Annotated in this window: 26 protein-coding genes; 9 read left to right on the plus strand and 17 right to left on the minus strand. The window is 34.6% G+C overall.

The window, feature by feature from the left end; translation table 11 throughout:
- Positions 1-16 precede the first annotated feature (16 nt).
- From ACHRWY_RS08985 to ACHRWY_RS08995, 3 genes are all read right to left on the minus strand, one after another.
- Positions 17-388: a DNA topoisomerase IV gene (locus tag ACHRWY_RS08985; RefSeq protein WP_395353951.1), complete on the minus strand. Its 372-nt coding sequence runs from the start codon at positions 386-388 to the stop codon at positions 17-19.
- Positions 389-569: 181 nt separating this feature from the next.
- Positions 570-1,145 (minus strand): DUF1572 family protein, encoded by a 576-nt coding sequence (locus tag ACHRWY_RS08990; protein ID WP_395353952.1) that lies wholly within the window; start codon positions 1,143-1,145, stop codon positions 570-572.
- A 12-nt stretch (positions 1,146-1,157) separates the two neighbouring features.
- A complete protein-coding gene (locus ACHRWY_RS08995) occupies positions 1,158-1,508 on the minus strand; it encodes a winged helix-turn-helix transcriptional regulator (RefSeq protein WP_395353953.1) in 351 nt (116 codons plus the stop codon).
- Positions 1,509-1,677: 169 nt separating this feature from the next.
- Between ACHRWY_RS08995 and ACHRWY_RS09000 the strand changes: the two genes are divergently transcribed.
- The gene (locus ACHRWY_RS09000; protein WP_395353955.1) at positions 1,678-2,481 is read left to right on the plus strand and encodes a DNA alkylation repair protein; all 804 of its coding nucleotides are present in this window, start codon (positions 1,678-1,680) and stop codon (positions 2,479-2,481) included.
- Positions 2,482-2,485: 4 nt separating this feature from the next.
- Here the strand turns inward: ACHRWY_RS09000 and ACHRWY_RS09005 are convergent, their stop codons facing one another.
- The 5 genes from ACHRWY_RS09005 to ACHRWY_RS09025 all read right to left on the minus strand — a co-directional run bounded on the left by ACHRWY_RS09005 (position 2,486) and on the right by ACHRWY_RS09025 (position 5,953).
- Positions 2,486-3,058 (minus strand): pentapeptide repeat-containing protein, encoded by a 573-nt coding sequence (locus tag ACHRWY_RS09005; protein ID WP_395353956.1) that lies wholly within the window; start codon positions 3,056-3,058, stop codon positions 2,486-2,488.
- 52 nt (positions 3,059-3,110) lie between these two features.
- Entirely contained in the window at positions 3,111-3,332 is a 222-nt protein-coding gene (locus ACHRWY_RS09010) for a DUF6095 family protein (RefSeq protein WP_017498392.1), read from the minus strand.
- 88 nt (positions 3,333-3,420) lie between these two features.
- Positions 3,421-4,233 (minus strand): N-acetylmuramic acid 6-phosphate etherase, encoded by an 813-nt coding sequence (gene murQ / locus ACHRWY_RS09015; RefSeq protein WP_395353958.1) that lies wholly within the window; start codon positions 4,231-4,233, stop codon positions 3,421-3,423.
- Positions 4,234-4,422: 189 nt separating this feature from the next.
- Entirely contained in the window at positions 4,423-5,091 is a 669-nt protein-coding gene (locus ACHRWY_RS09020; protein ID WP_395353959.1) for a ZIP family metal transporter, read from the minus strand.
- A 97-nt stretch (positions 5,092-5,188) separates the two neighbouring features.
- Positions 5,189-5,953 carry a class I SAM-dependent methyltransferase gene (locus ACHRWY_RS09025; protein ID WP_395353960.1) on the minus strand — a complete coding sequence of 255 codons (765 nt, stop codon included), beginning with the start codon at positions 5,951-5,953 and terminating at the stop codon, positions 5,189-5,191.
- 155 nt (positions 5,954-6,108) lie between these two features.
- Here ACHRWY_RS09025 and ACHRWY_RS09030 point away from each other — a divergent pair, with 155 nt between their 5' ends.
- The 3 genes from ACHRWY_RS09030 (at position 6,109) to ACHRWY_RS09040 (ending at position 8,305) form a co-directional block, all read left to right on the plus strand.
- Positions 6,109-7,272 carry a class I SAM-dependent RNA methyltransferase gene (locus ACHRWY_RS09030; RefSeq protein ID WP_395353962.1) on the plus strand — a complete coding sequence of 388 codons (1,164 nt, stop codon included), beginning with the start codon at positions 6,109-6,111 and terminating at the stop codon, positions 7,270-7,272.
- Between the two features lie 87 nt (positions 7,273-7,359).
- Complete coding sequence (locus ACHRWY_RS09035) at positions 7,360-7,596, plus strand: hypothetical protein (RefSeq protein ID WP_068843170.1); 237 nt, start codon at positions 7,360-7,362, stop codon at positions 7,594-7,596.
- A gap of 16 nt (positions 7,597-7,612) precedes the next feature.
- Positions 7,613-8,305 (plus strand): aspartate/glutamate racemase family protein, encoded by a 693-nt coding sequence (locus ACHRWY_RS09040; RefSeq protein WP_395353963.1) that lies wholly within the window; start codon positions 7,613-7,615, stop codon positions 8,303-8,305.
- A 54-nt stretch (positions 8,306-8,359) separates the two neighbouring features.
- On the opposite strand, the gene ACHRWY_RS09045 is transcribed toward ACHRWY_RS09040, so the two are convergent.
- The 4 genes from ACHRWY_RS09045 to rlmD are packed head-to-tail and all read right to left on the minus strand — an operon-like array spanning position 8,360 to position 12,078.
- Positions 8,360-9,298 carry an XAC2610-related protein gene (locus ACHRWY_RS09045; RefSeq protein WP_395353965.1) on the minus strand — a complete coding sequence of 313 codons (939 nt, stop codon included), beginning with the start codon at positions 9,296-9,298 and terminating at the stop codon, positions 8,360-8,362.
- Positions 9,299-9,307: 9 nt separating this feature from the next.
- Positions 9,308-10,123: a DUF6048 family protein gene (locus tag ACHRWY_RS09050; protein WP_395353966.1), complete on the minus strand. Its 816-nt coding sequence runs from the start codon at positions 10,121-10,123 to the stop codon at positions 9,308-9,310.
- Positions 10,095-10,655, minus strand: a complete 561-nt coding sequence (locus tag ACHRWY_RS09055; RefSeq protein WP_395353968.1) for a DUF6452 family protein — start codon at positions 10,653-10,655, stop codon at positions 10,095-10,097. The genes ACHRWY_RS09050 and ACHRWY_RS09055 overlap by 29 nt, the downstream gene beginning before the upstream one ends.
- A 10-nt stretch (positions 10,656-10,665) precedes the next feature.
- The gene (gene rlmD, locus ACHRWY_RS09060) at positions 10,666-12,078 is read right to left on the minus strand and encodes a 23S rRNA (uracil(1939)-C(5))-methyltransferase RlmD (protein WP_395354064.1); all 1,413 of its coding nucleotides are present in this window, start codon (positions 12,076-12,078) and stop codon (positions 10,666-10,668) included.
- A 195-nt stretch (positions 12,079-12,273) separates the two neighbouring features.
- Here rlmD and ACHRWY_RS09065 point away from each other — a divergent pair, with 195 nt between their 5' ends.
- Entirely contained in the window at positions 12,274-13,287 is a 1,014-nt protein-coding gene (locus ACHRWY_RS09065; protein ID WP_395353970.1) for a sensor histidine kinase, read from the plus strand.
- 126 nt (positions 13,288-13,413) lie between these two features.
- Here ACHRWY_RS09065 and ACHRWY_RS09070 read toward each other — a convergent pair whose 3' ends face one another.
- The 3 genes from ACHRWY_RS09070 to ACHRWY_RS09080 form a co-directional block, all read right to left on the minus strand.
- Positions 13,414-14,400, minus strand: coding sequence for an aldo/keto reductase (locus tag ACHRWY_RS09070; protein ID WP_395353971.1), 987 nt, complete (start codon positions 14,398-14,400; stop codon positions 13,414-13,416).
- Between the two features lie 263 nt (positions 14,401-14,663).
- Entirely contained in the window at positions 14,664-15,551 is an 888-nt protein-coding gene (cysM, locus tag ACHRWY_RS09075; RefSeq protein ID WP_395353972.1) for a cysteine synthase CysM, read from the minus strand.
- A 1-nt stretch (position 15,552) separates the two neighbouring features.
- Complete coding sequence (locus ACHRWY_RS09080) at positions 15,553-16,344, minus strand: serine O-acetyltransferase (protein WP_395353973.1); 792 nt, start codon at positions 16,342-16,344, stop codon at positions 15,553-15,555.
- 191 nt (positions 16,345-16,535) lie between these two features.
- Here ACHRWY_RS09080 and ACHRWY_RS09085 point away from each other — a divergent pair, with 191 nt between their 5' ends.
- From ACHRWY_RS09085 to ACHRWY_RS09095, 3 genes are all read left to right on the plus strand, one after another.
- Positions 16,536-17,237, plus strand: coding sequence for a DUF1003 domain-containing protein (locus ACHRWY_RS09085; protein ID WP_395353975.1), 702 nt, complete (start codon positions 16,536-16,538; stop codon positions 17,235-17,237).
- 413 nt (positions 17,238-17,650) lie between these two features.
- The gene (locus tag ACHRWY_RS09090) at positions 17,651-17,836 is read left to right on the plus strand and encodes a hypothetical protein (protein ID WP_395353976.1); all 186 of its coding nucleotides are present in this window, start codon (positions 17,651-17,653) and stop codon (positions 17,834-17,836) included.
- Entirely contained in the window at positions 17,826-18,377 is a 552-nt protein-coding gene (locus ACHRWY_RS09095; RefSeq protein ID WP_395353977.1) for a Smr/MutS family protein, read from the plus strand. Before ACHRWY_RS09090 ends, ACHRWY_RS09095 begins: the two co-directional genes overlap by 11 nt.
- A 152-nt stretch (positions 18,378-18,529) precedes the next feature.
- Here ACHRWY_RS09095 and ACHRWY_RS09100 read toward each other — a convergent pair whose 3' ends face one another.
- Positions 18,530-19,537 carry a hypothetical protein gene (locus tag ACHRWY_RS09100; RefSeq protein ID WP_395353978.1) on the minus strand — a complete coding sequence of 336 codons (1,008 nt, stop codon included), beginning with the start codon at positions 19,535-19,537 and terminating at the stop codon, positions 18,530-18,532.
- An 87-nt stretch (positions 19,538-19,624) separates the two neighbouring features.
- Here ACHRWY_RS09100 and ACHRWY_RS09105 point away from each other — a divergent pair, with 87 nt between their 5' ends.
- Entirely contained in the window at positions 19,625-20,749 is a 1,125-nt protein-coding gene (locus tag ACHRWY_RS09105) for a cysteine desulfurase family protein (protein WP_395353980.1), read from the plus strand.
- A 54-nt stretch (positions 20,750-20,803) separates the two neighbouring features.
- On the opposite strand, the gene ACHRWY_RS09110 is transcribed toward ACHRWY_RS09105, so the two are convergent.
- Entirely contained in the window at positions 20,804-21,373 is a 570-nt protein-coding gene (locus ACHRWY_RS09110; protein ID WP_395353981.1) for an L-threonylcarbamoyladenylate synthase, read from the minus strand.
- Positions 21,374-21,563 lie beyond the last annotated feature (190 nt).

Below are 21,563 nucleotides of genomic sequence, written 5' to 3' on the forward strand. Positions count from 1 at the left end.
TTGTTGTTTAGATTCTTTACTCCACTTTCACGACTGTTCCGCGTTGTTTCTGATCAGAGCCGACCATACCAAATTCAAATGTATAAGAATCTTTTGAAGTGGTAAGGATTTTCATGCTGATCGCTTTTTCTTCGGCCATGTTTTTCGGGTGTTTCTTTTGCAAAATATACTCACAATCACTTACCCAGCGTACTGTTGAGGTATCTGTTTTTCCTTCAAAAGTTTCGATTTCAATACCATCTTTGCGTTCAAAAACAGTTGTTTTTTTAACGCCGTTTACGTCAAACTCAAACTTGAATTTTCCAGTTTTAAAATCTTTACAATTGTGCTCTGCATCATAACAGGAAACTAAAGCAAGTAATGGCAGTAAGAATATAATTTTTTTCATTTTTAATTAAGGTTTTTTTTAGGGGCTAATCCTGCTGTTCGCTATATCTTTTGTAGCGAACCCCGCTACAAAAGGATGCCGCTTCCATCAGGGCCAGGGGCTTTGTTTTATAGGGTCCGGAGTGAAGTCAGAGAGATTTGATTTTCGAAAGGATCCCGACTACGCCCGGTCTGACAAAATGTTATTTTAATCTTTTTAGTTCATCATCGGTAAAGTTCTTAATTTCTTTTTCCTTAGCAAACTTTTCGGCATTGTAATTTCCCGATTTATTCTTCGGAATAGATAAACTGTCCCAACTGCTGCTTTTTAATTGTTTGGCGTAAAAAACGATTTGGCCAATATGATAAGGATAGTGTGCCAATTGTCTATTTATGGCTTCTATAACCGTATGGCCTTCATTACGGATATAAATAATAGCAGAAAGCTGCTCCGGTTTTAAATCATTCAAAGCATTTTCAAAACAATCCCAGCCCTTATTCCAAAGAGAAAGAACCTCTTCTTTTGATTTTAAATCATTTTCAAATTCGGCATCGCGGTTTCGCCACTCTTTTTCCCCGTCAGAAGTGAGGAAATCGGTCCATCTGGAAAGCATATTTCCTGAAATATGTTTGATGATAGTAGCAATACTATTGGTGTCTTCGTTTACAGATATAAAAAGTTGTTCAGGTTCTAATTGATGGATAGCTTTTTCGCCAAGCATTTTATAATATAAAAATTGCTTTTTAACGCTTTCTAAATAAGATTCATTTGTTTTCATAATTATAGAATTTTAGGAAAGAGATTCAATTTTATTTTCAGAAATCAATACTTTTCCCCAGTCATTAAGTTTCCAGAGTATTTCAACTAATTTTTTGCCTGTTTCGGTTAAGGAGTATTCAACCCGCGGAGGGAGCTCATTAAATGACTCTTTTACTAAAATACCGTCCTCAACCATCTCATTTAGCTGTAGGTTTAAAACACGTCTGTCTACCTTTGCAATGCCTCGCAGCAATTCGCCAGGTCTTTTTTTACCTTCATTAATCTGCCAGACAATAGGAATTTTCCATTTTCCGCTAATAGAGTTTACAGCAATTTCCAGGGGACAAATTTTATTTTCTGTATTTCGTTTCTTTGTTTGCATAAAATTGACTTTTATATCCCTACGGGATAAAAATATGCGGTATTGCCCGGTTAATTGAGCTTTCCGATATTTACAAAAATAATCAATTTTTTATGTAGAACGATTGATTTCACCAGCGAAATCGAATGAATCGGTTAGATGTTGTAATGTTGGATTTTAAATTTATTTTATGAGTATTATAAAACGCAAAGGAGCCCGCTCTGCCAAAGATATTCCTATGGCTATTTTGGAACAACTTAATAAGGGAGAAATTGAAACGGCTAATCTGGTTGAATGGCTGGCAGTTGATCAGGTTCTTTTACTTAAAAATGTACTGGAGCAGTTTGATAAGACATGTTATCTGGAGCCTGTTTTGTGTGACATTAAAAGTTTGAAAAAGCTAACCGTTAATACCGTAAACGAAGCCATTGGAGTTGGATTAATGAGACAATCGATCTTGAATAATGATGTTACAATACTAGCAGAAATGTCTAATCATAAATCTGATTTGGTACGTTGCTGGACAGCTTATACCATAGGCAGAGACTCAAAATTGAATATTAATGAAATGCTGGAGCAGATTCAGGTTTTTGCAGCCGATACACATTTTGGTGTTAGAGAAATTTCCTGGTTGGCTGTTCGATCCGTTATCCTGAAAAATTTGAATCAAAGCCTTGAAATTTTATTAAAATGGACTTTTAACGAAAATGAAAATATCAGACGTTTTGCAACTGAATCGACGAGACCCAGAGGTATTTGGTGTGAACATAGTGAAGAACTTAAGAAGAAACCGGAATTGGCAGCAGCAATTTTAAACTCTTTAAAATCTGATTCATCCAAATATGTTCAGGATAGTGTTGGTAATTGGCTGAATGATGCGAGTAAATCAAGACCTGATTTTGTAATGGATTTATGTGAAAGGTGGAAAGCTGAAAATCCGGAAGAAGAGACTCTTTATATTATAAAGAGAGCATTACGGACAATTAAAAAATAAATCGTCAGACAATTTTAATATCGTATTTGTCTAAAAGCCCCACAATTCCCTGAGTAGAAAATTGTGCTTTTCGCATGGGATTAAATTCCGGATCTATTTTATAATTATAGGCTGTTCTAAAATCTACAGAGGCTAATTGTGTATCATTAAAAATAGCACCTTCAAGATTGCAATTATCAAATAACGAATTTGTTAAATTGCATCCAATAAAAGTTACCTCTCTTACAGATGAATTGATAAACTTTGTTTTTGGCATTTTTTTATTCGAAAATGAAGCATAATCCAGTGTGCTTTCTTCAAAATAAACCTGAAATAAAAAATCATCACATTCGTTAAAAGCGATTCCCAGGAGTTTACAATTTTTAAAAGTCACATTCTTTAAATTCGTACCAAATAAACTTGTCATCGATAAGTTGCAATCGATAAATTCGCAATCTAAAAAAGTATTGTAGGCAAAATTACTGTTCGAGAAATCACAGTTTTTGAAAACACAATCTTCAAACTCCCGATTGTTGATTTTTTTATCAATGTAAACGACTCTCTCGAAGGTTTTCTGAATGTGAATTAGACTTTCCATAATTTATTTGAATAGAGGATTTAAAATTATTTGTTGTGGTTAAGTCAAATGACTAGTCATTAAATAACCCTTTCATAATAATTTTCAATCCGTAAAAAATTAAAAACATGGCACTCAAACAAGCTACGATTCCGATTCCTAAAACGAGATAATGCCAATTGGTATGCTGATTCATGAATGCATTGTAAATTAATGATGGTCCAATAAATAAAAGAGGTAATGAGCCTGATAAATATTTAATTCCTTTTCCTAATAATTCTTTATTTGTTGCCATTTTTTAATTTTAGTTTGAGGTTTCATGTTTTTTTAGTTTGAAGTTTGACAAACTTTACCACCTCTTAATTTACATTTTATAAAAAAAATTACTTTTTATAATTGTCAACAGCATTTCTTACGCTGCCGTATTTTTTTAATAATGCTGAAGCTTCTTCATAGGAAACCGAAATTTCTCCCATAATCATCTTTACGCCACGATCTACTAATTTTATGTTGCTCAGTTGCATATCGACCATTTTATTGCCTCTCACTTTTCCTATTTGAATCATAGCAGCGGTTGATATCATATTAAGAACTAATTTTTGTGCAGTTCCGGCTTTCATTCGGGAGCTTCCGGTAATGAATTCCGGGCCTACAACAACTTCAACAGGAAATTGTGCTGTAAGGGCCAAAGGACTGCCGGCATTACAGGTTATGCAGCCTGTTACGATGTTATTTTGATTGCATGTTTGCAGGCCACCAATAACGTAAGGCGTTGTTCCTGAGGCAGCAATGCCAATTACCACATCGTTTGAATCGATATTATGAGCTTGTAAATCTATCCAGGCTTGTGTAGCATTATCTTCGGCATTTTCTACTGCGCGACGAATGGCAGTGTCACCTCCGGCAATAATTCCGTTTACTAAATCAAAAGGAACACCAAAAGTAGGCGGACATTCTGAAGCATCCACTACACCAAGACGACCTGATGTTCCGGCTCCAATATAAAATATTCTGCCTCCCAGTTTTAATTTAGCAACAATTTGCGCCACTAAAGTTTCAATTTGCGGAATTGCCTTTTCGACGGCATTCGGAACGGTCTTGTCTTCCTGATTGATATTGGTTAAAAGCTCATGAACAGACATTTTTTCTAAATGTTCATATTTTGATGCTTGTTCTGTAATATTCGTAAATGTCATTTTTATATTGGAGTCTAAGTTGCAAGGGTCAAAGTTACAAAGTTTTGGGTCTTATAACAATGAAATATATTGCCATCTGGTGACTTTTTTTTGTAAGAGAAAGTGGTGTTATTTTTTTAATGCAGCCAGAAAAGATACAACTAATCTTAAAGCTTTGTGATGTCCCCGTTTTTCTAAGCTCATCAAAAATTATAAGAAAAATGCCAGTACAATTCCAAGTATAATCATGGAAACTTTGGCCACATTAAATTTGTGCCCTTCGCTACTTTCAAAAATAATAGTGGACGAGATATGAAATAAAATACCAATAACGACAGCAGTAATCTCAGTATAATATTCATTTAAAAAAGGTAAGTATTCAGATGCAATTGTGCCAAGTGGCGTCATGACAGCAAATGTAAGCATAAAGGCAAAAATGGCTTTTTTATTGAGATTTGCATTAATAAAAAAGGTAGTCAGAATTACGGCAATTGGCAAGTGATGAATGGCTATCCCCAGTGCTAAATCGTGATGATGACTCACCGGAAAACCTTCCAGAAACGCATGAATACACAAACTGATAAAAAGCAACCACGGGATCTGGCTCATTTGTGCATGTCCGTGAACATGTCCGTGTTCAGCCCCTTTTGAGAAGAATTCGAGGATGATCTGGAATAAAATTCCAACCATGATAAAGACACCAATATGATGATTGTGTGTTGCGTAAACTTCCGGAAGCAAATGCATTACGGTTAACGACAACAAAAATGAACCGCTAAAAGCAAGTAATAATTTTAGATTGGTTTTGTTTTTTGGTTTCAAAAATAAAGCCACCATATAACCTAAAAGTACAGAAAATAAGGGTAATAGATAATTCATTTCGTTTTGGTTTAATCGTTGATTTGTCTAATCGGTTAATTGTTTTTATTAGTTTGCTTAAGCAATTAAACAAATTAACAGTTAAAGAATTAAACAGTTACTTAAAAATCATGATTAATCGTTCGCTTTCCGTTTTGTGAAATTTTTTGAGCTTATAATCTCCAAAGATATCTAACAGAAAAATTCCGGCTTCGTCCATTAATTCCTGAAAATCTTTTAGAGTCAGGGCTTTTACTTTTTCGGTAAAATGATATTTATTTCCTTGATCTTCAAAATCTATTTCTTTAAAAATATGTCCGTCCTGAACGTATCTTTTAATTTTAAAATCAATTCCCTCAACAGTTTTTACTTCTTCAGGAACCAGGGTTTCAATTACATTTGCCACGTTCATAAAGTCAATTACAGCAAAACCATATTCAGACAAACTTTCTTTAATTGCTTTTAGTGTTGTTAAATTATCATCATCACTTTCGAAGTAGCCAAAACTGGTAAATAAATTAAAAATAGCATCAAATTTCTCTTCAAAAGGTTCACGCATATCGTGTACTTTAAAATGAAGGGTTTCGTTACTGTTTTTACTGGCTTCTGTAATGCTGTTTTCAGACAAATCGGCACCTAAAACGTTAAATCCCAATTGATTTAAATAGATGGAATGACGCCCTTTTCCGCACGCTAAATCAAGAACTTTTGCTTTTTCAGGCAGGTTCAGATAATGGGTTAGATTATCCATAAAAATTTGCGCCTCGCGGTAGTTTCGGTCTTTGTAAAGGATGTGGTAATAAGGAGTGTCAAACCATGAAGTAAACCAATTTTCGGTGTTACGCTCCTGATTTGGTGTTGATGAGTTTGGTGCTTCAGACATTTATTCTATTTCAATTAATTCAAAGTACCGCAAATTTAGTGTATTTTTGCCAAAAAATAACTATTTCGCAGTGATACCTGCATAATCATTGTTTGTGCAGAGGCGCATGGCTAATACGTCTGCGATTGGAGTTGTTTTTTAATTCAAAAATAAAGATGGAAGAAAATTTTAGAATGATAGCCAAATGTTTTTTTGGTTTTGAAGAAATATTAGAAACAGAATTACGTGCTCTGGGTGCTCAGGATGTCGAAAAAGGGGTAAGAATGGTAAGCTTTAAAGGCGATAAAGGTTTTATGTACAAAGCCAATTTATCTTTGCGTACGGCTCTTAAAGTTTTAAAACCAATTTACTCATTCAGAGCAAATAACGAACAAGCATTATATAAAGGAATATCTGGTGTAAACTGGTCTAAACTATTAAATGCCAATCAGACTTTTGTGATTGATGCCACCGTGCATTCGACTTATTTTAATCACTCTGAGTTTGTTTCTCAAAAATGTAAAGATGCTATTGTTGATCAGTTCAGAGAAAGAACAGGACAGCGCCCAAGTATTGATAAAGCTTTTCCTGATTTAAGAATCAATGTTCATATCGATAAAGATCAGGTTTCGGTTGCTTTAGATACATCAGGAAATTCATTACACCAACGTGGTTACAGAACCGCAACGAATATTGCGCCAATCAATGAAGTTCTGGCAGCAGGAATTTTGTTATTATCAGGCTGGGAAGGGCAAAGTCATTTTCTTGATCCAATGTGTGGTTCAGGAACTTTCCTCGCAGAAGCCGCTATGATTGCCTGCAATATTCCGGCAAATATTAACCGAAAAGAATTTGCTTTTGAAAAATGGAAAGACTGGGATAATGACCTGTTCGATCAGATTGTAAACAGTCTGATGAAAAAAACAAAAGAGTTTCATTACACCATTAAAGGTTTTGATAAAGCGCCAAGTGCTGTCAACAAAGCCAAAGACAACATCAAAAATGCCAATCTGGATGATTATGTAACAGTTCAGGAAAACAACTTTTTTGAGTCAGAAAAAGCGGTTGAAGGAAAATTGCACATGGTTTTTAATCCGCCGTATGATGAGCGTCTGGATATTCACATGGAAGAATTTTACAAAAATATAGGAGATACTTTAAAGAAAAGTTATCCGGGAACAAATGCCTGGTTTATTACGGCAAATCTTGAAGCATTGAAATTTGTGGGATTAAAACCTTCCCGTAAAATCAAACTTTTCAACGCAAGTCTTGAAGCCCGTTTGGTAAAATACGAAATGTACGAAGGAAGTAAGAGAACGAAATTTCAAGTGAACGAATAGTGACAAAGAGGCAAAGGTTCAAAGGCAGAGCGTAAACAACTTTGTCACTTTGGACCTTTGTCACTTTCAACCTTAAAAAGAAAAAAAATGACAAAACTACAAGTAAGGGCTTTTTTATATCAATTAGGATGTTTTGCAATTCTGTTTATTGCAGGAAGATATCTGGTAGCGGTGTATACAGGATTAACAGGACTATGGATTCCGGTGACGGCATTTATAGTGGCTACGTTGATCTCTCCTAAATTTCAGGCTGCAAAAACCAAGGATGGGGAGAAACTTTTCATGAAATGGATTTTTATAAAAGGAATTAGAGAAATTGGATAATAAAATTTGATTTTAGATGAAGATAATTGGACTTATAGGCGGAATTAGCTGGGTTTCTACAGCTGATTATTATAAACTTATAAACGAGGGTATAAATGATAAACTGGGCGGGCTTAACTTCTCAGAATGTTTGCTTTACTCTTTTAATTATGCTGATATAAAAAGGAATAATGAAAACAACGATTGGGATTCGACTTTTAATATGCTTTTAAAAGGTTGTGAATTTTTAAAATCGGGTGGGGCAGAAGCTATTGTTTTGTGTGCAAACACCATGCATTTTATCGCTGACAGGCTTGAAAAGGCAATTGATTTGCCTGTTATTCATATTGCGACCGCAACTGCTGTAGCAATTCAGAAACAGGAAATTAAAAAAACAGGTTTGCTGGGAACGAAGTTTACAATGGAACTTGATTTTTTTAAGGATAAACTTATTGAGAAAGGAATCGAAGCGATTATTCCGAAAAAGGATGAAGACCGTGATTTTATTCACACTACCATTTTTGAAGAATTAGGGAAAGGTGTTGTAACAGCTGCAACAAAAAAACGCTATTTAGAAATTGCAAATCAATTGATAGAAGAAGGGGCCGAAGGAATTATTTTAGGTTGTACCGAAATACCACTAGTCATAAAACCAGGAGATCTTACTGTTCCAATTTTTGATACTGCTTTAATCCATTCCAATGCAGCTGTAGATTTTCAGCTGTCTTAAAATTAAATAAAATGACAAAAGCCATGAACTTATTAATTTAAATTCATGGCTTTTTTATTTTTGATATTCTTTGACCTTTACTGATTTGTTATTTTTGATTTGATATTCAGTATAAAGTGTTTTATCACTATTTTCAAAACTTTCAGATTTTCGAATTAAATAAAATGTATTTCCGGACCATTTGTAATAAGAGGCAGATTCGTTCCCGCTTCCATCTGCTTCATATCGAACGAACTCTTTGTTTTTCTGATCAAAGAATAAATATTCTAATGCTTCAAGTTTCGTGTCTCTGACAAATTGATTTTTCTTTTTATCGTAAATAAAATAAAGAAAACTGCTGTCATATTTAGTCCGGTCAGGAAAGTAAATTGGAATTTTTATGTCCAAAAGACCGTCAAAATTAAGATCTTCCAATTCAACTTCGCCGTCCTTATCGTAAATAACCTTATTAAATCCGGAAAGGATTTGTACTTTTTCTTTTTTTGAATTATAAATTTGTAGCTCGCTAATTAAGAAATTATTGGACAATTCACCATTTGTATTTTCAGCTTTGCCTTTGTGCTGATTTAGTTTGTAACGGTAATTCTTAGGATTAAATGCAGTCAGATTTTCGATGCAGGTAAGGGTCGCATCAAGTTTTTTGTCTTTTTTAACGTTGTGCCAGGTACCGCTTAGTTCATAGCTGCTGTTGAGGCTTAATGAAAAACTGCCTGTGTTTTTAGGAACATTTCCATTTTTGGATGGAACATAAGTGGTTTCGCTAAGTTTTACTTCGTTATTTTTTAGAGTACCATTTAAGAAAATAGAGAAGTCTTTTCCGTTTTTTGCATAATAATAGCTTCCTGAAACAGAATCTTTTCCCTGTTGAAATTCGATAGTCATTTCGATCGGATACTGGTCTATTTTTCCGGAAAAATGTAAAAATGTATTAATACTTGTTTTTTGAGCAAAAGCAATTTGACTAAAGGCAAAAAGAACAAGTGTTTTTTTCATTTTATGGAATTACTTTTTAGGGGCAGGTTTTGTTAATACAGGTATAATGGTTTTTTTCTTGTAAATAGGAATGAAGTAGGAAACGGTATAATTAAATCCAATTCCAAAATTTCCATCATACGTTCTGTTAAAGCCGGGAATATACAGATTGTCAAATCCTGAAGGTTTTTGATTGGCAACTAATAATTTTAGCTGAACACTAAAACCTACAAATACGTTATTGAAAACTTTTGCTTTTACGCCTCCCGTCACTTCAATCCAGCCTGCTGTAAGTCCTGTGTATTTTTGTCCGGCAGCAATTGCGGGTTGTTCTCCCCAATACGGATTTGGGTTGTAGATTTTGTAGCTGTTTAATTGTTGGCTAAAGGTACTGAAACCACCACGCATACCAATTGTGATCAGGTTTTCCATATCAAGCCAGTTTTGATACAAATTGTAGTCAAAACCTCCTTTGATGTAAGTTCCGGTTGCGCTCGAATTTAAGCGGTCATCATCAGTAGTTTTGTCTTCAAAACCAAGTTCAGCTGCCAGATAGTATTTTTTAGTCAGACGAAAATCACCTGTAACTTCGATACCTTTATAATCTTTGTCATATAAGCCACGAGTTAGTTTGTATAAATCGACTCCTATACGAAGACCGTAACGATCTGTTTTAATGCTATCCGGTTTCGCTTCCTGAATTGCCGGTTTAGCAGCTGCTTCAGTTTTTGGTTTCGGCTGAGGAATTTCTTTTTTTACTGTTTTGCCCGACGTTTCCTGTGCCTGACACAAAAACATTGAAAACAATAAGAAAAAACTAAAAGTATATTTTAAGGTGTGCTTCATTTTCGCTATCAATGTTATACGTCTGTAAGATTAGTCTTTGCATCCAAAAACCGTCACCAGCAGGATCTGTTTGTAAAAAAGGAATTGTTGGAGGATCAGTTGAAGATGGTTGCAGTGCAAAAATAGTTTTAAATCCGCAGGCTCTTGATACATATACATTCTGACGGGTGTAATAAAATGTAATAACATCTGTGTTTACTGCGGCAGGGTTGCTGTTATAAGCATCATAAATAAAACTATAGGTGGTTGAATCCTTATCCGTCCTTAAAGGAATAGAAATTGTATTGGCACTCGTTATATATTGCGTCGAGTCAGTAGCGGTTTTGTTAAAAATAATTCCTGTCCCATTTGGGCTGCCTTCGCCCACTACCTTTAAATTAATTACATTTTTGGGTACTGCCGGGGCCTTATTTTCAAAAAATGAAATTACTAATCGGGGAGTGGTTGGAGTATTTGCATCGCAAATATCGTCTTTCTCACAACTTGACAGACCAAAGGTGAAGATTAATAAAAGAGAGATTATTTTTTTCATTTAAATTTTGTTAGCGAAGTTCTAAAAGTACAACATTTTCGACATGATGCGTTTGCGGAAACATATCAACAGGTCTGACACGTGTTACTTTGTATTTTTCATCCATTAAAGCTAAATCACGTGCTTGTGTTGCTGAGTTACAACTTACATAAACGACTTTTTTAGGAGCAATTTTTAAAATCTGATCAATAACAGCAGCATGCATACCATCTCTTGGAGGGTCTGTAATAATAACATCCGGTTTTCCGTGTTGTGCTATGAAGCTTTCGTTGAATACCACTTTCATATCACCTACAAAAAACTCGCAATTTGTAATATTATTGCGTTCAGCATTTGCTTTAGCATCCAAAATAGCTTCAGGAACGCTTTCTACACCAATTACTTTTTTTGCCTTTTTTGAAACAAATTGTGCAATAGTTCCGGTCCCTGTATATAAATCATAAACCGTTTCGTTGCCGGAAAGACCTGCAAAATCGCGTGTTATTTTGTATAATTCATACGCCTGGTCAGAGTTGGTCTGGTAAAAAGATTTAGCATTAATGCTGAATTTTAAACCCTCCATTTCTTCCAGGATATAGTCTCTTCCTTTATATAATTTAATATCCTGATCGTAAATAGTATCGTTTTGTTTTGAATTTACGACATATTGTAACGATGTAATTTGAGGGAATTTCCCGTAAAGATGATCTAAGATAAGTTCACGGTTTTTTTTGTCATTTTCGAAAAACTGAATTAAAACCATGATTTCTCCAGTCGAAGCTGTACGAATCATAAAAGTTCTCAATAAACCGGATTGCTCTCTTGGATTAAAGAAAGCTAAATTATGCTCATTGGCAAAATCCCTGATTTCGTTTCTAATGGCATTCGAAGGATCTTCTTGTAAATAACATTTTTGAATATCAAGAATTTTGTCCCACATTTTCGGAATATGAAATCCCAGTGCATTTCTGTTTCCTAAATCTTCTGTACTTCCAATTTCCTGTTCTGTTAACCAACGGGCATTAGAAAATGAAAATTCCATTTTATTTCTGTAGAAAAATTGTTTTTCTGAACCTAAAATGGTTTCAAATTCAGGAAGTTCTACTTTTCCTATACGCTGCAAATGATTTTTTACTTCGTTTTGTTTGTAATACAGCTGTTGACTGTATTTCATATTTTGCCATTTACATCCGCCACAAACTCCAAAGTGATCGCAAATAGGTTCAATGCGATGTTCTGATAGTTCATGAAATTTTACGGCTTTGCCTTCATAATAGGCTTTTCTTTTTTTGAAAGTTTGTACGTCAACTACATCACCCGGAACCACGTTCGGAATAAAGATTACTTTACCATCAGGAGCCTTTGCTACTGATACTCCTTTTGCTCCGGCATCCAGAACCTGAATCTGATGAAAGACAACTTTGTCTGTATTTTTTCTTCCCATAGCGCAAAAATAAGGGTTTGTAAACTTTTTCAAATTTAATTTTTAAAATATTTTATCAATTTGTTTAATTTATTATTTTAATTGAGTTTAAAACTTAACTTTGTTTCTGCCAATTCACCCTAAATCTGCTGTTTTTAATCTATAGATTGTTATATTTTTATGAAGTTGTATCATAATCTTTCACAAATTAGCTTTTTGAAAAAAAGTTATGCCTTCAAATTTTTATTTGTTGCTTTTATAGGTATTCATATTCCCTTAATCGGAATTTTGTTTTTTGTACTTTATTACAATCATAGTGTTTCGCCTACTTCGATTTTAATTTTTTCCTTGTTAATGACTTTATTGGCGACTTTAATTACACTTTTGGTTTTAAATCAGTTGATTAAACCCATTTCGCTTGCGTCAAAATCATTAGATGATTACAGAAATAATAGAAAATTATCGCTCTTGCCCACAGAATATAGTGATGAAGCCGGTTTGCTGCTTTGCAATATTCAGGAATCTATTTATGAAGCGGAAAGCTTTATCAATGAAAAACAGGATTTGATTTATATGCTCTCTCACGATTTGAAAAACTTTGCCGGAAATCCTCAGGGGCTGGCTAATTTAATTATAAGTGAAAACCCATCGGAATCTGTTCGTCAACTGGCAGAATTAATTTGCGAATCAACCAATTTGCAGTTTCGATATATTGAAAATTTCATCAAACTTCTGCAAGAACAGGATAGGGTTGCAAAAGGTAACCTGGAAATGAGAATGATATCGTTTCCTAATATTTTGCCTTTTATAAATGAACAGGTAGAACAACGTTTGATTGATAAGAATATTAAGCTGAGTTTAGACCTGGAGTTAATTGAAGCCAAACTGAGAATTGATGAAGGTTTACTGGTTCAGGTTGTGGTAAACTTAATTAGCAATGCCGTTAAATTCTCTTATTTTGATAGTGAGGTAAGAGTTAGAATTTACAATGAAAATTCAAAATTTATAATAACGGTTACAGACAAAGGAATTGGTTTTGATAAAAATCAGATCGATGAATTGTTTAAAAAGTTTACCAAAATGAGCCGTTTAGGAACTGCCAATGAATCTTCAACAGGAATTGGTTTGTATTTATGTAAAAAAATTATCGAAAAAAACAAAGGAACTCTTAGCGCGACAAGCGAAGGCAAAAATAAAGGCGCTGAATTTAGAATTGAGTTTGATGTCTAAGGGTAAATGGTAAAAGTTAGAAGTTGAAAATTCAATTCAGTATAATTTTTATAAACTTCAAAAAAGGACTGAGGTTCATAAAAAAAACTTAGAACCTCAGAATCTTAGTAACTTAGCTTCTTTAAATTACCACAGCTGGTGTACTGCAGGTTTTATATATTCTTCGTAGATTTCATTCATGGCTGAAATCTTTTCAGGGCTTAATTTCGGTAAATCATAAACAGACAGGTTTGATAATACATGATTTGTTGTAGATGCTCCCGGAATAATACAGCTAATATCTTCAAAACTTAAAATCCATTGTAAGGCTATTGGGGCAAGATTAGTGGTTTCCGGAAATAAAGCTTTTAGTTTTTCGACTGCTTCGAGACCCAATTCATAATCAATACCCGAAAAAGTTTCACCTTTATCAAAAGCATCTCCGTTACGATTAAAATTTCGATGATCCTGTGTGCCAAAAGTAGTTTTTAAATCAAATTTACCTGTTAAAAGTCCGCTTGCCAGAGGTACTCTCGCAATAATTCCGATATCTTTTTTTCTGGCTTCAGAAAAAAATAATTGTGAAGGGCGCTGACGAAACAAATTAAAAATAATTTGAACCGTAGTTACGTTTGTATATTCGATAGCCTTCAAGGCTTCTTCTACTTTTTCGACGCTCACACCCAGATTTAAAATTTTCCCCTGTTCTTTTAAACGGTCAAACATTTCAAAAATTTCAGGTCGGTAAAAAACTTCAGTAGGAGGACAGTGCAACTGAATTAAATCCAGTGTTTCTAATCCTGTTCTTTTTAAACTGTCTTCTACAAATTTTTGAAGTACTTTTGGCTGATAGCCTTCGCTAACATGCGGATTAATATGTCGGCCACATTTGGTAGCCACATAAATACGTTCAGATCGGGAACGAACCACACGTCCCACAGCAGTTTCACTTAAGCCATTTTCGTAAACATCGGCAGTATCGATAAAATTTACGCCATTGTCAATTGCGGTATTTATAAGTTCATCAGCGGTTTTATCATTAAATCCTGATCCCCATTTTCCCCCAACCTGCCAGGTACCAAGTGAGATTTCAGAGATATTGAAGTTTGTTTTTCCTAGTTTTCTGTAGTTCATTTTTTTTTAAGGTTCAAAGGTTCATAGTTGCAAAGATGCAAAGGTTTTTGGGGGCAGTTCAGGCAGTGCGTCTTTTTTATGCCCACGGATTTTACGGATTGAACAGATTAACACTGGTTTTTTTAAAGGTGCAAAGGTTTTTTGTAGAGGAACACAGTAGTGCGTCTTTTTTATACCCAGAAGTTTTTTTAAAGGTGTAAAAGCTTTAGGGTTAATTTCTAAAAACTTTGTCCCTATGAACCTTTGCACCTTTGAACCTTTCTTTAATCAAATAAATCCGAAGACAAATAACGATCACCACGATCACAGATCACGGCAACAATAACACCTGATTCTAGTTCTTCGGCAATTTTTAGGGCAACGGCAACAGAACCTCCGCTGCTCATTCCGGCAAAAACACCTTCTTCGAGAGCTAATCTTTTGGTCATTGCTCTGGCTTCTTCTTCACTTACGTCTACAACAGTATCTACTTTTGAAGCATCAAAAATTTTAGGTAAGTATTCTTGTGGCCATTTGCGAATTCCCGGAATTTGAGAACCGTCGCTTGGTTGTGCACCAATAATCTGAACTGCCGGATTTTTTTCTTTTAAATAAGTAGAAGTTCCAATGATCGTTCCTGTTGTTCCCATTGCCGAAACAAAGTGGGTAACAGTCCCGTCAGTATCATCCCAGATTTCAGGACCAGTAGTTTTATAGTGAGCTTTCCAGTTGTCATCGTTCGCAAATTGATTTAGCATGATATAACCGCCTTCTGCCACTTTTTTATCGGCATAATCACGTGAACCGATAATACCTTCGCTGGCAGGCGTTAAAATGACTGTAGCGCCATAAGCACGCATGGTTTGGGTTCTTTCTTTTGTAGAATCTTCCGGTAAAACCAATTCGATCTCGATTTGAAACAATTGTGCGATCATGGCAAGGGCAATTCCTGTATTGCCACTTGTCGCTTCAATTAGTTTATCTCCTTTTTTTATCTCGCCTCTTTCCAGGGCCGAAGCAATCATATTGTATGCTGCCCTGTCTTTTACACTTCCACCGGGATTGTTCCCTTCCAGTTTTAGTAAAAGTTTTACGTTTTTATTTTTAACCAAATTGACAGTTTCCATCAAAGGAGTGTTTCCAATCAGGTTTAGCAATTTCTGTGCATTCATTTTATTTTTTTTCTTTTATTTTAACTTCGGTTGTAGTGGTATTAAGTACGACGGAACCCGGTGGAATCGATTTGGTGATCCAGGCATTTCCTCCCACGATACTATCTTTTCCAATAGTGGTTTCGCCTCCCAGAATAGTAGCATTTGCATAAATGCACACATTCGCTTCTACAGTTGGATGTCTTTTGGCATTTTTCATATCCTTACTTACGCTTAGGGCGCCTAAAGTAACACCCTGATAAATTTTTACATGCTTTTTAATAACGGTTGTTTCTCCAATAACAATTCCGGTAGCATGATCAATAAAAAAAGGCGATGCAATATCGGCTCCTGCATGAATATCTGTTCCGGTAATACGATGGGCATATTCGCTCATTAACCTTGAGAAAAGCAATAAATCCAATTGATAAAGTTCATGGCTTAATCTGTAAATGGCAATGGCATAAAAACCGGGATATCCTAGATAAACTTCATCAATACTGTTTGAGGCCGGATCATTTTCGAGAATATATTCAGCATCCTGATTTAATTTTTCTAAAACACCAGGTAATTTTTCCAGAAAGCGATCCCAGATCGATTCGCATAAATTTTGTGGTTTCTTGCAGGCTAAAACAGCAATTTCTTTAAAGCGGATTTCCAGTTCATCGATGCTTTCATTTAAAGCGGCATTCGAATCAAAAAGGGTATAAAAAAGCTTCTCGGTAAAATCTTCTGTTTTGGTTTTGATTCCGTAATTTATATTAGAATGGTTTTTTAGAGCCTGTATGTTTTGTATGATAGTGTCTTTTGTCACAATTGTAAAATTGAATGGATATTTTGAAACGTTAAAAGTAAGGTGTTTTTTGTAAATAAGGGCACGAATTTTATAAAGAAATTTTGTTTTGAAGATTGTATTTGTGATAAATGAAATAATTTAAGGCAGGAATAATTTATATGATTCTTAAGAAGTTAAATGCGTAAATTCGCCTGTAAAATTTATTAAAAATGAAAAACGATCCCACTTTTAAAAGCTCTATTTCTAACCTGTCTTTTCCTGCAAAAGAAAAAGTTTCCGGAAAATCGATTCACGACCCTATTTTAGGGCTTATTGTAAAGGACCACCCTTCTTTTTGTGATAGTGATTTTATAGCGGTTAAGGAACTGAATTCCTATCGTCAAAAATACATTTCAAATTATTTGTCTACTGAAATCGGAGCACTTTCTGATTTGGAGAAAAGTGTTCTTGAATCTTTAAAAGAAGATAAGTCGATTGTGAGTATTGTTGAAGATGAAGCAGAGGTCAGAAGTTTTGGTCAAAGAGTAGCCGATCAGGTGGCTGATTTTGGCGGAAGCTGGACCTTTATCATTTCGTTTTTGCTTTTTATTGTACTCTGGATAGCGGCAAATGTTTATATTTTGGTCAATAAAGGATTTGATCCTTATCCGTTTATTTTACTGAATTTAATTTTATCCTGTATTGCCGCACTGCAGGCTCCGGTAATTATGATGAGCCAAAACCGTCAGGAAGAGAAAGATCGAAATCGTGCCAAAAAAGATTATATGATCAACCTGAAATCAGAATTGGAAATTAGAATGATCCATGACAAAATTGACCACTTAATTATGCACCAGCAACAGGAATTAATCGAAATTCAAAAAGTTCAAATCGAAATGATGAACGACATTTTGAATCAGATTAAAAAGTAATTTTTTTTTTTGAAGCCATAAGTCAAATGTAAAAAGTCAGAAGTGATGATATCTTCCTGTGTAAAAATCAAATTTAAGATCCGTTAACTTCAATGTAATTTGTGATAATTTTTTGGCTCTTCTAAAAAATAATAGATTCAAAATAACGAAAATTACAGACGAAAGCGATAGTAGTTATACCTACTTTTAGACTTGAAAAACGGTGATCCGGAAGTAGGAATAATGAGTGCCGGGTATTGCATCTTAAACAGTCTGTTTCAAAGATTATCTTTGAGTCGTTTTTAGTATATGATTTTTTGAATTCAGCAGGGTGTTTTTTTGTAGTTTTCCCAAAAAAATAACAATATCATGTCAAGAGTTAAGAACTGCTATTTTAAAGTTTTATACTTTTGACTTCGTAATACTTTAAAAAAATGAAAGCGTTTAAAATTTTAATAATGATTCTTGCCATCTCGGTTGCACTATATGAGCAGGTATCACCGGAAAAAAATATCTACATAACAGTAATTGCGATTGCAGTTTTCATGTTTGGAATGATGCAGTTAAGTGCAAAAACACCGAGTAAAAACCAAGATAAAGAGGAGCAGGATGTTGACTAAAGGAGATAAGGTTTCTGTCTTAGACGAAGCGATAAACGGAACAGTGGTTTCAGTGAAAAACAATGAGGTTTTGATCGAAACAGAGGATGGATTTACGATGACATTTTTTGTCAATGAATTGATTAAGATTCAGGAATCCAGTAACTTAATGAATTCTATTAAAAGAATTGATTTAGATGAGATTACAAAAGAGAAAACAGAGCCAAAAGCACGAAGTTTTGTAAAAGAAAAGAAGGATAAACGTGAAATTGCAGCTCCGGAATTTGATTTACATATCGAAAAACTGGTTCCCAACAAACGCGGAATGTCGAATTATGATATTCTGACTCTGCAAACCGAAACTGCAAAAAGACACATTGAATTTGCGATCAAAAACCGCATTCCAAAAATTGTTTTTATTCATGGTGTAGGTGAAGGAATTTTAAAAGCCGAGCTTGATTTTTTATTAGGGCGTTACGACGGAATCGATTTTCAGGATGCCAATTATCAAAAATATGGCTTAGGAGCGACTGAAGTTTATTTTAGGCAAAACAATAAATAAGACGTTTCCGGAGTCGAAAACAGCCAGGTTTTAAGCATAAAAAAAACATCCGTTTTTCTATCAGTTTCAAGGTGAAATCTGGTCGAAAAACGGATGTTTTTTTGTAAGAATTTAAAATGGGATTTTAAAACCCGAAAACTCGATTTAAACTATTATTTATTAATAGTAATGCTTCCTACTAAAAACGAAGTTCCAAGCATAAAACTGCTATTCCCTTTTTGGAGTGTTGTACTTCTAAGGATAATTTTGTGTCTAAACAAATTGGTTTCTTCTGTTGTTGTAACTTCTATGATACCGGTATTATCTGCAGTAACACCAGCTTTACCAGCCCACGATTCTTGTACCGTAGGAGTGGTTTGTGTTACACTAGTACAAAAATAACCACTTGTATTGATTGGTAATGTACTACTGTAAATTTCGTAATTTACATTGTTTGTTGTCGCAGTGGCATTGATCAAACCGGTTCTGGGTACGCCTACAGGAGTAGCTTCAGGTTTTATCAAGGCAGGGTCAAGATTTTTAATTACAAGGGCCGTTGTGCCATTCTCGTTATAAATTTTTTGTTGTACGCTACAGTATCGGGCATTATTTGTATCTGTAAAAGTAACTACGATAGGAGTGGTTATTGTAGTTTTATAAGTCCCAAAAGGAAAATCTTCCTGAACCTGAGTTGGTCCCGAAGGTTTTAAGAAGGTTACATTTTTTAAATTGATATCGTGCGTATATCCTGTAATTTTAGTGGCTTTGGTGGTTGCATCTTCTTCAGTAATCTGAACGGATGAAATTACTATTTGTCCTGAAGTTGCCAGCCATTCTTCTGTTACATTTGGTGCTTTGGGAGGTATTGCATTGCAAATGTTTGCCGTTGCCACTGTACCATCATAAGCCCTGTATAGAAAACGGTAGGAACCATTTCCCTGACTATCGATATTTATTACTGTTGGATCACCTATTGTTGTAGCATCATTTTTAAGAGTATTTAGAGGTAATTGCAGTAATAATGATTCCTGATCTTTTAGTTTATAAAGTAAAGTATTTAAAAGAGGATCACAGCTTTGTATTGATATGTCTTCAAAATCAACAGAGTCTACCGTTAAATCACCATCATCGCAACCATTTAATAAAAGCGCAAATAATAGAAGGCTTGCATATTTTTTCATCGTAATTTTATTTGAGGTCAAAAATAGTGAAAAATTTCGCAAATGATATTTAAGATTTGACAATTGATATTTCATAACTTTGCGGTAATGAAAAAAGTATACCTCGATAACGCATCTACTACTGCTATACGCCCTGAAGTGATTCAGGAGATGACAAAAGTTATGACCGAAGATTTTGGTAATCCCTCTTCTACACACAGCTTTGGAAGAAATGGAAAGACCATTTTAGAACTTTCCAGAAAAAGTATTGCCAAACATTTAAAGTGTACTGCACAGGAAATTATTTTTACTTCAGGAGGAACTGAAGCAGATAATTGGATTCTTCGCTCAGCTGTTGAAGATCTTAAAACAGAACGCATTATTACTACTAAAATTGAACATCATGCAGTCCTTCATACGGTATTAGTGTTAGAAGCTGAATACAATGTTCAGGTTGATTATGTGAATGTAAATCCGGACGGAAGTATCGATTTAACGCATTTATCAAATTTATTAGCCGAAGAGAAAAAGACAATAGTGAGTCTGATGCATGTAAACAACGAAACAGGAACAATTTTAGATCTGGACAGGGTTGGGGTTATCTGCAAACAATATAATGCTTTATTTCACTCAGATACTGTTCAGTCTGTTGGGAAAACAGAAATTGATCTTCAAAAAACTCCTGTGGATTTTATTTTGGCCAGTGCGCATAAATTTCACGGTCCAAAAGGTGTAGGCTTTGCTTTTATCCGAAAAAATTCGGGTTTGCAACCTTTAATTTTTGGCGGAGAGCAAGAGAAAGGACTTCGCGCCGGGACTGAAGCGGTACATCAAATTGCTGGAATGGCTAAAGCTTTGTCCCTTTCGTATGCGAATTTAGAACAGGAAAGGCCTTATATAACCAGCTTAAAAATGTACCTGATTGATCAACTGGAAATCCATTTTCCCGGATATAGAATCATCGGAAAAAAAGAGGATTTCTATAATATTATCAACATCATTTTACCTTTTTCTGCTGATAAGACTTCGATGCTCTTGTTTAGTCTGGATATGAAGGGAATTGCGGTTTCCAGAGGAAGCGCCTGTCAGTCCGGAAGTATAAAACCCTCACATGTTTTAAAAGAAATGCTTTCAGAAACGGAACTGAAATTACCGAACCTCCGAATTTCATTTAGCCATTGCAATACCAAAGAAGATATCGACTGGCTTATAGAAAGCTTAAAAACGATTTAAAGAGGCAAAGGTTTTAGAGTGTAAATCTACAATCTACACTCTGGAACCTACTATTTATTTACGAATCACTTTTACCTGAGAATCCTTTGTCAATTTTATAATAGTTGAAGGTTTTCCGGCCACTTTATCGCGATACAGATTGACCACATAATCTACACCTTTTACGATTTCAGGATTAATATCTTTGAATGCAATAGGAGTTGGCTGTCCGGAAATATTAGCCGAAGTTGAAACCAAAGGCTTTTTCATGCGCTCTAATAATTTAAAGCAAAAAGGTTCTTTTACTAAACGAATTCCAAGCGAATGGTCTGCTGCTATAATGTTTGGGGCTACATTTCTTGGCTCGTCCAGAATTAAGGTTGTTGGTTTTTCAGATAAATCTAAAATTTGCCAGGCTACCTCAGGGATGTTTTTGAATACATTGTACATCATTTTTTCACCGTTCATCAATACAATCATGCTTTGTGTTTCAGCACGTTGCTTGAGTTTGTATATTTTAGCAACAGCTTCAGGATTAGTAGCGTCGCAGCCAATTCCCCAAACGGTATCAGTAGGATAAAGAATAATTCCTCCTTCTTTGATGACTTCGTAAGCATTGGTTACTTCGTTGTGGATATTTTCCATAAAAAAAACTTTAATTTTTGGCAAAGATAATCATTCAGGCTCCTGAGATTAAATATTTTTTAAATTATCATTAATGATCCATTTTAAACTTTGGATTTACATTTTAAGTTTTTGTTTTTTTTGTAATATATTTATTATTTTTTAAGAACTGTTTTAGAAGTGATTTTTATATGAAAATTGGCCTTTCTTA

This window comes from Flavobacterium sp. FlaQc-48, from assembly GCF_044007335.1.
Classification (GTDB): domain Bacteria; phylum Bacteroidota; class Bacteroidia; order Flavobacteriales; family Flavobacteriaceae; genus Flavobacterium.